Here is a 14,726-nt window from a genome sequence, read left to right as displayed (position 1 = left end):
AGTCGAGTCAGCCTGTTTATAGATTTTGTTGGACGAGTACGGCCCATTCTTCATCCAGCGTACCTGAGAAAAACGAAGCCCCCGCCCGTCGATACCAGTAATTGGCATTAAAGCGGTCGCCCTCTTTTCGGTGAAGATACGCATGCAGTCGGTCGTACGATTGGGTGCCTTCACGGCTCTGGGCTATCGAATGGGCTTGCTCCCAATCGCCTTTGGCATCGTACCAGAGCCCTTGTAAAACCGGGTGCAACTGGGTTGGAGGTTGTGGTTCGGTAAGCGTCGCTGTAAATTGATCGAACGTCATTTTGGGTTGGCGTTAGGGGTAAGTACTGCGTTAATGTAAGGTTCGTAGGCCGGGGTCACATAAAGCGTATACGTACTGAGCCGGATGGGTTTGTAAGGGCGTTTCATGACCCTTGGCAAACGCTCGCTCAGTTTTTGAAAATCATTGGTCGGAATAACCGCAAGATCCGCATTTTCCCACTGGTTTTCAGTAGGCCAGATGTTGTAATGTTTGTGAAATAGGGGAACCAGATAATCAAAGACAAATACGTTGGAGTGGGGGGGGAGCGTTTGGGCCAGCTTCTCGATAACAGCCACCTCGGTTTCTGGGAGCAAAGGCTCTTTTTGCGGGTCGAAACGGTGCGTAAAACGGTCGTAGAATATAGGCAACAACCGGAAATCGGGCCGGGCATATTGTACGATTGGCAGTTGAACAAAGAACAGCAGAAGGCCAATTCGTATGGGCTGCCAGCGCAGTATGGGCACTTGGTCGGGTTTGTACAGTACCCAGAAACCAATTGTATAAACAGTCGAAAAGGCATAAACCAGCACGAAGCGGGGCGGCCAGGTCAGCGACACCAGATCGAAGAGGGCGTTGGTTCCGTAATACGTGGCCCCCTGCACCCAGTTCGATAGCAGAATAGCCAGCAAGGCTGCACTATATACCAGCAAAATACTACCAGCCTGATGCCAGCCCAGTCGATATAAACCGTATTTCAGTAAGCCAATTGGGGGCGCCAGAAGCAATAGGGTCTGGATAAGCAACAGCAGATTGGTATTAATAAACGCACGGGAACTTAAGCCAGTGCGTATGGCATTGAGGGCCTGTTGCAGACGAGGTTCAGGCTCTGCCGCATGGTTTTTAAACGATAAAAAGGCCATACCAGCTATAAACAGCATGGCCCATGCGCCAAGAACCAGCCAAAACCAGCGCTTCTGCAGAATACCAAATACTGACTGCTGTCGGTTCGTGACCAGATACTGAAGGCACAGGAATGCCAGGTGAATGGATCCGGCCAATAAAGCCCCGTCCTCTTTTACCAGAACGAGAAGTAAGGCCGTTACCAGGAACCAGCCTGTGTGTGCGTGAAGTAAAGCTAAAAGGAAAAGAATCGACAGCGGGAAGTACGTTAATTCGGGATGCCAGCCAATATTGGGGTGTTCATAGAACCAGAACCAGACCGGCCCCAGCAGGAGTACGGCCAGTATCAGCCACATAGCCCAGTTGGCCAACCGAATAGCCAGGTGCCGCAGGAGTAACAGGTAACTGAGTAGTGTGAGACCAAACTGAACGAAAAAAGCGCCATAAGCCCCCCAGATATAGATGAGAGGCCCCCAGAGGAGCATACTGTAGTTATTATGAATCCGATCATCGTAGCCCCAGATATTTTCGTACAAAACAGGGCGTCCATTCATCCAGCTATACGACTCCTGGAGGAAAATGTACATATCGTTGTACGTATAATACAACGCCTGAAATCGAACGACTTTGAAGCAGAAAAAGAAGAGTAAAACAAGGCTACTGAGGGCTACGGGGCCAATCCAGTTTGGTCTCATACAGTACGGAAACGAGCTTCCATCGCATGGGGCACGACTCGTTGTAAAAGGCAAAAATAGAGAATTATAGCGCTAATTGACCTGCACACCTGATAGCCGGATGATAGGAGGGGAATCAAACGGTGGCATTTGACGAGCTGATTTATTGCCAGTCGTCGCGCAGAATACCGTTCAGTTTTTCGTACGGAACAGTCACCTCAATAGGTCCGACAGCGTAGGCCGCAATTTCGTATGGATTGTAATAGAAAACCATCCCTTCCCGGCTGGTACCCACATTGGCAGGTAAGAAAAAGCGACCATCGCGCAAAAAATAGCCCTGTTCTTCCAGATTAGTCTGTGGCAACAGGTGTTGCTGCTGCCGAAAGGCTGATTCCAGAACCCCAAGCAGGGCAGAAGTGTCGGCAATCATATCGTTTAACGTAAGCACCCGCCCCGTTTCCCGGTCAAATGTATAAAAGGAAAGATTCGAGTTTGGGTGGGCTCCGCCTGTGTATGCCCTTGTTTCGACCCTGACCGTTAAGGATTTGGGTCCCACATGCATTGTGTCGGCGCTGGTTTCCAATTCCCAGCACCCGCCCAGGCTTCCCATATCCTTCCGCATCACTTCATAGTCTTTGGCAAAAAGTGATGCGGCTTTAGCCAGGTTATTACGTACGTCGGGGTGGCTGGCGATGGTGGCACTATCGAGCCAATTGACCACACTGTTGACCGCTAGCAGTCGTAAACTGTCGTTGATTTTACGAGCCCCTTCGGTATCATCTTTCAACTGGATGTACGACACCGATACATCTACACCCGTGTTGGTTGTGGTATCGCAGGGGGTAGGGCTTCCCAGTGTATACTGCTGACGATCTAATACCGGAGGGTCGTTCTGAGAGGTATGGCAAGCGGCAAACGTGCTGGCTAAACCTGCCAGTAAAACGATATGTATATACTTCATGAAGCGTCAATGGCTAATCGAGGAAGCAGCTATGAATCTGTACCTGGTTTATCGAAAAGCCATTCACGTTCAGGTAGCTGCTATTACAAACTTAATAAATCTTTAAACCGAATAGCCTGTCGACGGCTAATTTCGATTTTATCGCCCCCGCGTAACGTGACCAGCAATCCGCCACTAAACCAGGGTTCGATTTTCTCAATCCACTGGAGATTGATAATGTGTTTACGATTGGCCCGGAAAAACGTAGTAGGGTTGAGCCGGTCTTCGAGCGCATTTAAGGATTTGAGAACCAGGGGTTTCTGGTCGTCGAAATAAAGACGGACGTAGTTGCCCATCGATTCGAATAGCCGTACTTTACCCAGTTTGACAAACCAGCATTTCTCGCCATCTTTTACAAAGACCTGGTCATTTTCGCCCAGAATTTTTGTAGATGCCCCGGCCGATTGGCCCGTTGCCTCAGGTATGTGCTGTTCTTCCTCTACCCGATGGATGGCTTCCGACAGCCGGGACAGTTCGACAGGTTTGAGTAGATAGTCGAGGGCATTGAATTCGAACGCTTTAATGGCGTATTCATCATAGGCCGTCGTGAAAATCACTTCGGGAGTTTTGCCTTCTATGGATTGCAGTAGCTCAAAGCCATTTTTTCCGGGCATCTGAATATCCAGAAACAGAAGTTCTGGTTCCAGCTCTTCGATCATGGGTAAGGCTTCATCCGCGTTGGCAGCCTCACCGATAATCTGAATTTTAGGGAAGTTTTCGAGAAGCCTGCGGAGTTCGTTGCGGGCTAAACGCTCGTCGTCAATAATAAGGGTCTTCATAGTTTCGAGGGTAGGAGTTAGGAGCGAGGAGTGAGGAGTGAGAATGCTGGCGCAAGAAAATTGCTGCCGGATGGATTCTCACTCCTCGCTCTTAACTCCTCGCTCCCAAGGACTGTTTTTCACGTCGGAACATACCCTCCGACTGGGCAGGGATGGTAATTTCGGCACACACGATGGGCCCGTCGCCACGGGTATCGTTTTCCTGATAGATCTTGAATTTTGCTTCGGGTCCGTATAGTAAATCAAGTCGCTGGGCCGTATTGGCCAGTCCGAAACCACCCGACGCTTCTTTATCACCCAAAATGCCGGTGTTTCGAATGGTAATGTGCAACTTGTCGCTTTCAAGGCCCGACCGAATGTCGATGAATCCACCGCCAACGGCTTTTGAAACCCCATGCTTGATCGCGTTTTCGACCAGCGTTTGAAGCATCATGGGGGGAACCTGCCAGAAGAGCGTCCGGTTGTCGAGTTCAATATAGGAGGTAAGCCGATCTTCGTAGCGAACTTTTTCGAGCGATAAATAATCCTCTACCGTTTTGATCTCTTCGCGTAATTCGACGGTCTTTCGTCGGTCGGCAAGCAATGAGTTGCGCAGTAAATTGGACAACTGGGTAATACCCTGCTGGGCTTTGGTTGGGTTTTCAAACACCAGCGCCCGGATGCTGTTCAGGGCATTGAACACAAAGTGCGGGTTCAACTGCGAGCGCAGCACTTTAGCTTCAGTTTCGCGCACGCTGGTTTTCAGTAAAAGCTTCTCAATTTCGTCGTTCCGATTTTGCTCAACATAGTGAAAAGCCGTGTAGGTAAGCACCCAGGTCAGCATCGTTTTTCCCCACGTCATAATGTAACCGATAACTAGCCAGGGTTCATCGACTAGGTGCTGAGGAACGATGAGTCGATCCATTGGCAGATTGACCATCGTCATAATTAGGGCGAGCACAAAAACAGACAAGAGAACACGCGGAGCTAACTGAAAGAAAGGCAGCCGTACCCAATTCCAGTGTCGGATCATCAGCCGGTATAGGTGAGTAAGCGTAATGCCCAGGAAAATATTAGCAATTGCCAGATATAGTGCATCCGGGTCGAAACCGTCTTGCAGCAGATAAGCCGTATACTCCACTGTCATCAGGAGAGACCAGCCAAATAGCTGACAATACCAATATATTTTCTGCTTCGACATGCTCACTTCATTTTTCCGCTGATCACTGGACTATAAACGAATATACGCGTTTCGGAACAGAATTGGTTTCCGGCAATTATTAATGGAAATATACGTGGATTATCGGCCAATGACGATTGCTGACTGGTAAGGCCAAAGTTCGGCAACGTTTACTGCGTGAGGGCCAGCGACAGCAAATGAGCTGTATCGTTGGCTTGTGTAATAGTAAACGTAGTCGACTCGTAATCGTAGAGGAGTTTGTACAGACAGACGTTGCTATGTTCAAACTGATCCATGTGGGCCAGTGGCTGGCTGGTGAGCCAGCTAAGCAGAATACGCATAGCCCGACCATGCATAGCTACCAGAACGGTTTCTTCATCGGGATGGGAAAGAATAACGTCGATGGCTTCTTTTTGACGAGCCGCTACCTGATCGGGGCTTTCACCACCCTCGGTTGGCTGGTCGGTATGGCCCGATTCCCAGGCTTCGATGAGCGCCCGATAGTACTCATTGTCCAGATTGCCAGGCGCTTTGCCCTCCATAACGCCCCAGCTAATTTCATTAAGTCCGGTAAGTTTTTCGTACGGAATTCCCAGCTCAATAAAGGGTTCGGCTGTTTGGTAGGTGCGCTTCAGGCCGGAAATATAAATTTTGTTGAATGGCACATGCTGGTAAGCCAGAAAAAAAGCCATTGCCTGGGCCCGACCCATTTCGTTAAGGTCCGAATCGACGCCACTTCCCTGAACTATACCCCGTCGGTTGAAGTCTGTCTCGCCGTGGCGAATCAGATAAATTGTTTTTTGTGTCAAGCTGCCCCTTTGCCTATCGGCAATTTTTGTCAAATTTGAGCCGCAAAATTACGAAAAAACAGGTTATAAATTGTTTCAGGTTTTAAGTTTCGGGTTACCATTGCTGGGTGAATCTGAAACCTCAAACCTGAATTTTGAAACAAACGAATATGAAAGCTGGCTTCGACCTGAATGCGCTCGATTTTATTCATAACGATTCAATTGCCAAACACCTCGGCATAGAGTTTCTGGAAGCGGGGGAGGGCTACCTGACTGCCCGTATGCCCGTCGATAAACGGACCCATCAACCGTTTGGTATTCTTCATGGGGGAGCTTCTGTGGTACTGGCCGAGACATTAGGTAGCGTGGCCTCCTATATGCTCCTGACCGATCCGACAAAACAGCGGGCCGTTGGTCTGGAAATTAATGCCAACCATATCCGCTCGGTACGTGAGGGGTGGGTCTATGGGCGCTGCACACCCATTCATACCGGGCGTACTACCCACGTTTGGGATATTCGTATAACCGACGAACAGGAAAAACTTGTCTGTATAAGCCGATTGACGGTAGCTGTGATTGGAGTATAGGCTTCTCGTTCAGCGTTCAGCCTGCTTCGCTTCAGTAGCTCATAACAGGTGAGCTTGTAGAATTGGCTAAGTACTTCCTGGGGTCTTATTCGTCTGTATCTGTGAGGATTAAGCATGCTTCGTCATGAGGATTAGCTATTACCCGTACAGGCTCTGGAGTCATACCAAATTTAGATTTTAGCCGAAAAAATAATGACTACGCTTACTCAACATGAAAAAACGTTTCGAATCAAAAGCCGCTGGCTATGGCTGCACCGATTCCTGTTTGGGCTGATGGTGTCTATCCTGTATATACCTTATCGACTCGCAACGGATGGTCAGCTCTACCCTGATCTGAGTCAGGCACCGATTTTTTGTATGATGCTGGGGTTTATCTGGATACTTTGGCTGTCTGAAGCCTGGAAACAAACCACAAGAATAAAGTTGGGCGCCTGTCGGTTTACGGTCAAAAAATGGATGCAATCGGCCCGGGATTTTGCCTATGATTCAATCGAAGGATATCATGAATACGAAGATTGGGATAGGAGGGGCTCGTTTATGGCGTTGACGGTTTACCTCCACGACGATTATTTTACCATCCGGTCGATTGACTTTGAGGGTTATGACGTACTGAAAGACCGACTTACTGACCAGCGTTTGGTAGTGACCCGGCAGAAGGTAATCACGAGGGCAGAACGGAGTCGATTGCGGTGGCTTATTGGTAGTCTGGGTTTGCTGATTGTTGCCAATATCGTGTACGCTTACGTGGCCCATAATCCCAATGGAAATCAGCCCGCTCAGCTTGTCGCCTTGACGAGTACGTTGGAACGTATCAGGCCAGATACCGACCGGGTGGGGAGGCTGAAAGGATTGACTGTTCAGCTAAGCCCCTGGCCCGGTTTTGAGTTTTACATCAGTCGGAAAGCCTATCCAGAAGATATACAGACGCTGGAACCAGCAATCGAAACTGACCGAACCGTTCGGATGTGGATTCGGGACAGTGATTATCAGAAGAAGTTGTTAAAGACTGAACCCTTGACGTTTGGCGATAAGCACGATGATTTTAAGCAAATCCCGGTCTTTGGAATCGATCAGATCAATGGCCTCCGTTTGCGGGCAACTGTACCCGTCCTGGAGCCCGTCCATACCAGGCCCGTGCAGCGAACGATTTTCTTAAGCTTTCTGCTGCTTTTTTGCTGGGCTGGCTGGGTCTATGTCGATCGGCAGAAAGTATTAAACAGGTCGTGATACGCCACTCCGCTTAGTTTCCGTACCTTCGCGGTCCCAAAGGGGTACAACAAAGCTCATCAACTACACAATCCGTATGCAGCAAAAAATTCGTCGCGAAGATGCGCTCGATTACCACGCCAAAGGGCGCCCTGGTAAACTGGAAGTGATTCCGAGTAAAGAATATAACACCCAGCGCGACCTCTCGCTGGCTTATTCGCCGGGCGTAGCCGAACCTTGTCTGGCTATTGAAGCCAACCCCGACGACGCCTTTAAATACACGACCAAAGGCAATCTGGTAGCTGTTATCAGCAACGGAACAGCTGTGTTAGGCTTAGGCGATATCGGTGCGGCAGCCAGCAAGCCCGTTATGGAAGGCAAAGGGCTGCTGTTTAAGATTTACGCCGATATCGACGTGTTCGACATTGAACTGAATACGAAGAACATCGACGAATTTGTGCGTACGGTTAAAATTCTGGAGCCTACTTTTGGCGGGGTCAATCTGGAAGACATCAAAGCGCCGGAGTGTTTCGAGATCGAAGAGCGGCTGAAGCGCGAGATGAATATCCCCGTCATGCACGACGACCAGCATGGTACAGCTATTGTGAGTGGAGCCGCGTTGCTCAATGCGCTGGAACTCGTTCGTAAGTCGATCGATACCGCTAAATTCGTTATTCTGGGAGCGGGCGCAGCCGCTATATCCTGCGCCCGGCAATACATCGCACTAGGGGCCAGGCACGAGAATATGGTTATGTTCGATGTGAACGGGCCACTAACAACCGACCGCACCGACCTGAGCGACATCATGCGTCCGTTTGCTACATCCCGCCCTATTCAATCGCTCGCTGATGCATTTGCCGGGGCTGATGTGTTTGTTGGCTTATCGAAAGGGAACATTGTCAGTCAGGAGCTGATTCGCACTATGGCGCAGGACGCTATTGTGTTTGCTATGGCCAATCCAAATCCTGAAATCAGCTATGATGATGCCATGGCTGCCCGACCCGATATCATTATGGCTACTGGGCGTTCGGATTATCCCAATCAGGTGAATAATGTACTTGGGTTTCCTTACATATTCCGGGGGGCGCTGGATGTACGGGCCACGGAAATCAACGAAGCAATGAAGCTGGCTGCCACCTATGCTCTGGCCGAACTGGCAAAAAAGCCCGTTCCTGACCTGGTCAACCTGGCTTACGGTGAGTCGAATCTGATTTTTGGCCGGAATTACATCCTGCCCAAACCCGTCGACCCCCGGTTGCTGACAACGGTAGCACCGGCAGTAGCCAAAGCGGCTATGGAATCGGGTGTGGCTCGTTTGCCAATTACCGACTGGGAAGGGTATGAGCAGCAACTGGCCCGCCGATTGGGACAGGACAACCAGATTTCCAGAGTGATTCTGAGTAAAGCCAAAGCCAATCCGAAGCGGGTCGTATTTGCCGATGCCGAGAACCTGAAAGTATTAAAGGCTGCTCAGCAGGTGCGGGACGAAGGCATTGCCCATCCTATACTACTGGGTGAAAAGGACAAGATTGAAAAGCTCATTCGTGAAAATAGCCTGGATCTGGGCGGAACCCCCATTCTCGATCCCCGATCGCCTGAGCAGGAAGCACTCATTCAGCGATTCGGTGATCTGTTCTTTGAAAAACGCAAACGCAAAGGGGTGAACCCTACCGAAGCGCGAAAAACGATGAATGTTCGCAACTACTTCGGAGCCATGATGGTCGAAACGGGCGAAGCCGATGCCCTGATTTCGGGCTTAACCCGCTCGTACCCGGATACGATTCGTCCGGCTTTACAGATCATTGGCAAAGAGTCGGGTGTACAGAAAGTGGCGGGTATGTATATCCTGCTGACCAAACGCGGTCCTCTGTTTTTCTCAGATACAACGGTTAATTTTAACCCAACGGCTGAGGAAATTGTCGAAATTACCGAACTAACAGCCCGAACAGTAGAGCGATTCAATATTAAACCACGTATAGCCTTAGTTACGTATTCCAATTTTGGCAGTGCTAAAGGCGAAGATGCTGAGAAGATGAACAGGGCGGTCGAGATTTTGCAGAAAAAGCACCCGGATTTAATCGTTGATGGCGAAATTCAGGCCCACTTAGCCTTTAATACAGAGTTGATGCAGCAGAATCACCCGTTCAGCAAGCTGGCAGCCGAAGGGGCCAACACGCTTATTTTTCCGAACCTGTCGGCCGCCAACATCGCCTATAACCTGATGAGCGAAGCGGCTGGGTTCGATGCTATTGGGCCTATTCTGTTGGGTATTCGTAAACCCGTCTATGTATTGCAGTTGGGCTCTTCTGAACGCGAAATTGTCAATATGGTCGCCATCGCCGTAGTTGAGGCACAGGGAAAGTAAAGTACTAGAAGCGAGGAACGGGGAGGGAGCAGTGAGAATGCTGGTGCACCTAAAAAATATGCATCAGCATTCTCACTGCTCCCTCCCCGCTCCTAATACTCATAATTATGTCACGTATATTAACCGGTATTCAATCCAGCGGACGACCGCATTTAGGCAATATTCTGGGGGCCATCAAACCAGCCATCGAGTTGTCAAAACACCCTGACAATGAGTCGTTTTTGTTTATAGCGGACCTGCATTCGCTGACAACGATCAAAGATGGCGATCAGCGCCGGGAGTTTACCCGGGCTGTGGCCGCTACCTGGCTGGCGTTTGGGCTGGATACCGAAAAAAACACCTTTTGGCGTCAATCGAGGGTAGCTGAGCATACGGAATTGGCCTGGCATCTGAGCTGTTTTACCCCGTTTCCAATGCTCAATAATGCCACCTCGTTTAAGGAGAAGTCGGACCGGGCGTTATCGGGGGTGAATGCGGGGTTGTTTGTTTACCCAGTATTGCAGGCTGCGGATATTTTGCTGTATGATGCGGAAATTATTCCGGTCGGGAAAGACCAGCGCCAGCATATTGAAATGACCCGCGATATTGCCAGTGCATTCAATCATCAGTATGGCGAAGAAGTGTTCGTGCTGCCCGAGGCTCGTATCGACGATAGACTAATGACGATACCCGGTATTGATGGGGCTAAAATGAGTAAATCCTATAACAACTACATCGATATTTTCCTGCCTGAAAATGAGTTGTGGAAGGTAATTAAGAAGATCAAGTCGGATTCGACACCTTTGGAAGATCCCAAAAATCCGGATACAGATATTACTTTTCAACTGTATTCACTGCTCGCTTCCGATGCGCAGATTGCCGAAATGCGCAATCTGTATGAAGGCGGCAATTACGGATATGGAATGGCTAAAAAGGCCTTTTATGAATTGATCCTGAGTCAGTTCGCTACCGAGCGGGAGCGGTTTAATTACTACATGACCAACAACGATGCGCTGGAAGCTGAACTAAAAGCGGGTGAAGAAAAAGCGCGTTTAGTGGCTCGTCGGACCATTGAACGGGCACGTGAAAAATTGGGATTTAGTTGAAAAGTAGCAAAAAGCTACCGTTAACTCATATGATTTGGAGTTAGGCTTTCGGTTTAGTTAGATTCAATCGACTAATTAAACAAATGGTTAATTAAGCACCCTCCATACTATGCCTGTTCAACGTAACTCTGTCAAACTAAATCAACGCGAAACGCAGTTTTTGCAATTAGCCTGCTCGGAACTCACCTATGTTCAGATTGCAGACCAAATGTGTGTCAGCCCTCGCACGGTAGATGGGTACCGCGAATCACTCTTTGATCGGCTGCAGGTAAAAAGCCGGGTTGGCCTGGCCTTATGGGCTGTACGCACAGGTGTGGTGGCATTATAAGTAAAAGATGGTAATGTACTTAAGCTATTCCTGAACAGCGCTCCTCAACGGGTGTCAGCGCAGGAATAGCTTTGCTGTGTAGTGCGTGGAAGTACCGCCGAAGCTAGCTTTGTTTCGATGCTAAGGCTTCTAATTGGTCAACTGCCTGTTTATAGAGTTGAGTCATGGTCTGGATGGCTTTTTGCTGTCGATCCAGATGAATGCTATACTTTTCCATGAATTCGCATTGGGCAGCCAGGTTGCAGATGCGTGGAAGTGATTGCTCGTAGAATAATTTGAGCTGCAGATGCATTCTCTGGAAGCGAGCCAGGTGCTCTAGAAGGTGTGCGATCCGTTTACGTAATGCATACACCGTCATGACTTCATGCCGTTTAAATACTTCGTATTCGATTTGATGTACTGTTGTTAACATCGAATCGGTTTAGACTTTTCTTTCGATTTCCTTTTTCTCCTTCGTCGGAAGTACAAAAAGGAAATCGATTGAGCCTCATCTGTAAAATATAGAACAGGTTCATAAATAGTATAAGCAGGTCAATTTGATTTTGTTTATCTTGTATCGCATAAATGATTTAATATGTTCAACAAAAATAGGTTTTAGTATATTTTTTATAGGTTTTAGTGATAAAATTTGAGCTTAGAAAATAGAATTAGACTACTAAATATAAAGACTTGTATGCGGTAGTTACATGCATTTCAAACCATTTTGTTAGTAGCTAGTTACCCTATGGGCCTGTCTGATATATAGTATACTGAACTTAATTAGACAGGGATATTGGTAACTAATCGATACTCTTTTGTAGATTGGTTAGCCATTTCTCTAAATTAGTAACAGCTTGCTGATAAGGCATTAATCGGTATTCAGACGTTTGACATGCTGCTATACATCCTTGTTCGTACCACAGATCAGCAAGTAAAAGACTTTTGCTGCCAATTTGATGACCTGGAAGAATCCTGGGATTTTCTGCGGGGTATTCACAAAAAAGGAGATACGTTTCTCAAGGCCGAATTGATCCATCACCAGGATCGGTATGGCCTACCCCTGGACACACTAAACCAGGGGCAACCGGTTAATCCGTTTCGGGAACTCCGGCAGCAGTGGGAGCAATGGCTCATTCCTGCAACAGCCTGTAAGCCGTCAGGTGCTGGCAGTAGAAACTATTTGAACCAGCGGCTCATTGCCCTTCACCAGTCATTTATTGTCAATATTGAACAAACCTTGAGCCAGATGCTTTTCTTGTGGGACAGCGCTCATTGCTGTCTGCCAGAAGGACCTCGTAAAACAAGGCTTATCCAGCAATATCAGACGACGATTGATCGCTGTAGTCGTTCATTAATTCATCACAGTGCTTCGATTGAACGATTAGTAGCGGCTAAAAGCCCCCAGCGGGAGTAGCTGACGATTTCTGTTTACTAGTTTATCGAATAGACAACCTATTTACTGTCAGTAAGCTATTTGGGTACTGGTGTTGGATGGCCGCCAATGCTATATTAGTCAGTATATAGTGCTTCGACACCGTCATTTCCCACTAAGGAAGAGGAGCTTTGTTGCGCTTAAAGGAGGGCAGGAGCCGTTGAGCCTGGGTAGAAACAAATCAACTCTGCTTTTTTTATTCGGTAGTTTATCGACTCATTTCGTTTCTATGCATGCCCTTGTCGTTTGTCATCTCTTTTCGCACGAGCGACCGAGCGTGTGTTTGCCTTTTCCTGATGCCACCATGGTTCCTAACTCGTCATTAAATTGGTCTTTTTCATGAAAACGCATGTACAAACTCAGGCCAATCTGGATATACTGTACTGGCAGCAGTTGCAAGGGGGTAGTGAACTGGGCTTAAAAAAACTGATAGAGCGCTATTTTAATGCCCTACAGAATTATGGCTACAAATTCGTACGGGATGAAGATTTCGTAAAAGACTGTGTGCAGGAAGTGTTTATTGAAATCTGGAGCCGTCGGACGCGTATCAGCACACCAGAAAGTGTTCGGGCTTATCTGCTGGGTTCAGTGCGTAAACGGGTGTTACGGGAGGGGTTTCGGCAGCGGATCAATCGGGATGATGAATCTACGGACTTCGAAAATGATCTGACGTTTGTCGAATTCTCTCCCGAATGGTCAGTGATTGAACAGGAAAGCCTGGCCGAGACCACCCAGCGCATTTCGGATGCCCTGAATCAATTGCCAAAACGGCAGCGCGAAGTCATTTATCTGCGTTACTATCAAAATTTGGATCGGGACGAGATTGCCGAAATTATGGGCGTCAATCCACAGTCGGTGTCGAACTTATTGCAGGCTGCTTTTAAGACCTTTCGGGAAAACTGGGCGGGAGCTGTGCTGCTGGCGATCTGGCTGGGCGACGTAGTATTCTGAAAAAGGCATCGAATAGCGAGTATCCCAACGGCTTTGTTGCCATCTGTTTACAGCAAGCCGTCGAACCAAAGGATGTGAATGTGATTAAAATCGGTTTCTGATCCGTTACAGCGGCTCAATTCCACTCCATAGTTTCTCATGAAAAACGCCCATTATCGAGACTATAGCGTTGATGACCTTACTCAGGACGAACTGTTCCGGGATTGGGTGATCAATCGTAACAGCCTGAGTGAAGTGTTTTGGCTGGAATGGCTGACCGAAAATGCCGACTGTGCCGATAAAGTACAGTTGGCCAGGGCATTTTTGCTGGCGCTTGAAGAAAAAGACACGGGCCTGTCGCCCGTTGAGTTGGAAGATATATTCACCAAAATTGTCCAGGCTAGCGGGCCCACGATCGTTCCCTTTTGGCAAAGACCTGCTTTTCGGGTAGCGGCTACAGTTCTGCTCATACTATGCGCGGGTTATCTGGCCTTTACCTACGTGCGAAAGGCAGATACTGAACAGGTTACCCATCAGGTGCCTGCTTCTCTGGAAGACTTTAGCCCGGCGCTGACGAGTGACTATATCGAAATCAATAACCAAAATACCCAGCCCCGAACGTTCCTGTTGCAGGATAGTAGCCGCATTGTCTTATACCCAAATGGGAAACTGCGGTATCCTAAGCAGTTCGATAAGGCTAAGCGTGAAGTGTACCTGACAGGACAGGCCTTCTTTTCGGTCAAACGAAATCCGCAGCAACCGTTCTGGGTCTATACTGATCAGATTTCGACTCAGGTTTTAGGAACCAGTTTTCTGGTAACAGCCGATGCCCGCCACGCGAAAGTAGCCGTTCGCTCGGGGCGCGTTTCGGTTTATATGCGCACAGATGTACAGCGCGAACAGCCATCGGGCAAGCATGAATCAGCGGGTGTTGTGTTGACGCCCAACCAGCAAGCGGTGTTCTCGATGACCGAAAAACGGCTGGTGAAATCGGTGGTTGAACAGCCCATTGCGATCCAGAAAGTACCCGTAAACAACTATATTTTTGACGAAGCTCCGATTACGGATGTGTTCACCCTGCTCGAGAAAACGTACGGATTACCCGTGGTGTATGATGCATCGAGTTTGGAAAATTGCTACCTGACGGCCAACCTGACGGGCGAATCACTCTTCGATAAACTAAATATTATTTGCAAAATTACCCGCTCGTCGTACGAGCTGGTCGACGGTCAGATTGTTATTTATAGCAAAGGATGCGAAAAATAAGTAA

General features: G+C 48.4%; 15 protein-coding genes. 8 read left to right on the top strand and 7 right to left on the bottom strand.

Annotation, left to right across the window (positions count from 1 at the left end; all coding sequences use genetic code 11):
- Positions 1-16 precede the first annotated feature (16 nt).
- The 6 genes from B153_RS0120965 to B153_RS0120935 all read right to left on the bottom strand — a co-directional run bounded on the left by B153_RS0120965 (position 17) and on the right by B153_RS0120935 (position 5,565).
- A complete protein-coding gene (locus tag B153_RS0120965; protein WP_020598706.1) occupies positions 17-304 on the bottom strand; it encodes a hypothetical protein in 288 nt (95 codons plus the stop codon).
- Positions 301-1,839, bottom strand: coding sequence for a hypothetical protein (locus B153_RS0120960; RefSeq protein WP_020598705.1), 1,539 nt, complete (start codon positions 1,837-1,839; stop codon positions 301-303). The genes B153_RS0120965 and B153_RS0120960 overlap by 4 nt, the downstream gene beginning before the upstream one ends.
- 142 nt (positions 1,840-1,981) lie before the next feature.
- Complete coding sequence (locus B153_RS0120955) at positions 1,982-2,779, bottom strand: DUF3298 and DUF4163 domain-containing protein (RefSeq protein WP_020598704.1); 798 nt, start codon at positions 2,777-2,779, stop codon at positions 1,982-1,984.
- An 83-nt stretch (positions 2,780-2,862) separates the two neighbouring features.
- On the bottom strand, positions 2,863-3,597 hold the full coding sequence (locus B153_RS0120945) for a LytR/AlgR family response regulator transcription factor (protein ID WP_020598703.1): 735 nt from the start codon (positions 3,595-3,597) through the stop codon (positions 2,863-2,865).
- A gap of 91 nt (positions 3,598-3,688) precedes the next feature.
- Positions 3,689-4,777 (bottom strand): sensor histidine kinase, encoded by a 1,089-nt coding sequence (locus B153_RS0120940; protein WP_020598702.1) that lies wholly within the window; start codon positions 4,775-4,777, stop codon positions 3,689-3,691.
- Positions 4,778-4,926: 149 nt separating this feature from the next.
- Positions 4,927-5,565 carry a histidine phosphatase family protein gene (locus tag B153_RS0120935; RefSeq protein ID WP_020598701.1) on the bottom strand — a complete coding sequence of 213 codons (639 nt, stop codon included), beginning with the start codon at positions 5,563-5,565 and terminating at the stop codon, positions 4,927-4,929.
- A 149-nt stretch (positions 5,566-5,714) separates the two neighbouring features.
- Here B153_RS0120935 and B153_RS0120930 point away from each other — a divergent pair, with 149 nt between their 5' ends.
- The 5 genes from B153_RS0120930 to B153_RS0120910 all read left to right on the top strand — a co-directional run bounded on the left by B153_RS0120930 (position 5,715) and on the right by B153_RS0120910 (position 11,115).
- The gene (locus B153_RS0120930; protein ID WP_020598700.1) at positions 5,715-6,131 is read left to right on the top strand and encodes a hotdog fold thioesterase; all 417 of its coding nucleotides are present in this window, start codon (positions 5,715-5,717) and stop codon (positions 6,129-6,131) included.
- A gap of 192 nt (positions 6,132-6,323) precedes the next feature.
- Complete coding sequence (locus tag B153_RS35565; RefSeq protein ID WP_020598699.1) at positions 6,324-7,358, top strand: hypothetical protein; 1,035 nt, start codon at positions 6,324-6,326, stop codon at positions 7,356-7,358.
- Positions 7,359-7,434: 76 nt separating this feature from the next.
- Positions 7,435-9,702 carry an NADP-dependent malic enzyme gene (locus B153_RS0120920; RefSeq protein ID WP_020598698.1) on the top strand — a complete coding sequence of 756 codons (2,268 nt, stop codon included), beginning with the start codon at positions 7,435-7,437 and terminating at the stop codon, positions 9,700-9,702.
- A gap of 107 nt (positions 9,703-9,809) precedes the next feature.
- A complete protein-coding gene (gene trpS / locus B153_RS0120915) occupies positions 9,810-10,787 on the top strand; it encodes a tryptophan--tRNA ligase (RefSeq protein WP_020598697.1) in 978 nt (325 codons plus the stop codon).
- 109 nt (positions 10,788-10,896) lie between these two features.
- Positions 10,897-11,115 carry a response regulator transcription factor gene (locus B153_RS0120910; protein ID WP_020598696.1) on the top strand — a complete coding sequence of 73 codons (219 nt, stop codon included), beginning with the start codon at positions 10,897-10,899 and terminating at the stop codon, positions 11,113-11,115.
- A 103-nt stretch (positions 11,116-11,218) separates the two neighbouring features.
- Here the strand turns inward: B153_RS0120910 and B153_RS37770 are convergent, their stop codons facing one another.
- Entirely contained in the window at positions 11,219-11,407 is a 189-nt protein-coding gene (locus tag B153_RS37770; protein WP_157634771.1) for a hypothetical protein, read from the bottom strand.
- A gap of 579 nt (positions 11,408-11,986) precedes the next feature.
- On the opposite strand from B153_RS37770, the gene B153_RS0120900 reads away from it, so the two are divergent.
- From B153_RS0120900 to B153_RS0120890, 3 genes are all read left to right on the top strand, one after another.
- A complete protein-coding gene (locus tag B153_RS0120900; RefSeq protein ID WP_020598694.1) occupies positions 11,987-12,508 on the top strand; it encodes a hypothetical protein in 522 nt (173 codons plus the stop codon).
- 357 nt (positions 12,509-12,865) lie between these two features.
- Positions 12,866-13,477 carry an RNA polymerase sigma factor gene (locus B153_RS0120895; protein WP_020598693.1) on the top strand — a complete coding sequence of 204 codons (612 nt, stop codon included), beginning with the start codon at positions 12,866-12,868 and terminating at the stop codon, positions 13,475-13,477.
- A gap of 138 nt (positions 13,478-13,615) precedes the next feature.
- Positions 13,616-14,722, top strand: a complete 1,107-nt coding sequence (locus tag B153_RS0120890; RefSeq protein ID WP_020598692.1) for a FecR family protein — start codon at positions 13,616-13,618, stop codon at positions 14,720-14,722.
- Positions 14,723-14,726: the final 4 nt, after the last annotated feature.

The sequence above is a fragment of the Spirosoma panaciterrae DSM 21099 genome (genome assembly GCF_000374025.1).
Classification (GTDB): domain Bacteria; phylum Bacteroidota; class Bacteroidia; order Cytophagales; family Spirosomataceae; genus Spirosoma; species Spirosoma panaciterrae.
The sequence above is the reverse complement of the archived record's forward strand: the minus strand, read 5'-3'. Positions and strand labels throughout refer to the sequence as shown.

Coding starts and splice junctions, on each gene's coding strand:
- B153_RS0120920 (WP_020598698.1), top strand. CDS start 7,435: ATGCAGCAAAAAATTCGTCGCGAAGATGCGCTCGATTACCACGCCAAA.
- B153_RS0120955 (WP_020598704.1), bottom strand. CDS start 2,779: ATGAAGTATATACATATCGTTTTACTGGCAGGTTTAGCCAGCACGTTT.
- B153_RS0120940 (WP_020598702.1), bottom strand. CDS start 4,777: ATGTCGAAGCAGAAAATATATTGGTATTGTCAGCTATTTGGCTGGTCT.
- B153_RS0120910 (WP_020598696.1), top strand. CDS start 10,897: ATGCCTGTTCAACGTAACTCTGTCAAACTAAATCAACGCGAAACGCAG.
- B153_RS0120960 (WP_020598705.1), bottom strand. CDS start 1,839: ATGAGACCAAACTGGATTGGCCCCGTAGCCCTCAGTAGCCTTGTTTTA.
- B153_RS0120945 (WP_020598703.1), bottom strand. CDS start 3,597: ATGAAGACCCTTATTATTGACGACGAGCGTTTAGCCCGCAACGAACTC.
- B153_RS0120965 (WP_020598706.1), bottom strand. CDS start 304: ATGACGTTCGATCAATTTACAGCGACGCTTACCGAACCACAACCTCCA.
- B153_RS35565 (WP_020598699.1), top strand. CDS start 6,324: ATGACTACGCTTACTCAACATGAAAAAACGTTTCGAATCAAAAGCCGC.
- B153_RS0120930 (WP_020598700.1), top strand. CDS start 5,715: ATGAAAGCTGGCTTCGACCTGAATGCGCTCGATTTTATTCATAACGAT.
- B153_RS0120890 (WP_020598692.1), top strand. CDS start 13,616: ATGAAAAACGCCCATTATCGAGACTATAGCGTTGATGACCTTACTCAG.
- trpS (WP_020598697.1), top strand. CDS start 9,810: ATGTCACGTATATTAACCGGTATTCAATCCAGCGGACGACCGCATTTA.
- B153_RS0120895 (WP_020598693.1), top strand. CDS start 12,866: ATGAAAACGCATGTACAAACTCAGGCCAATCTGGATATACTGTACTGG.
- B153_RS0120900 (WP_020598694.1), top strand. CDS start 11,987: ATGCTGCTATACATCCTTGTTCGTACCACAGATCAGCAAGTAAAAGAC.
- B153_RS37770 (WP_157634771.1), bottom strand. CDS start 11,407: ATGCATCTGCAGCTCAAATTATTCTACGAGCAATCACTTCCACGCATC.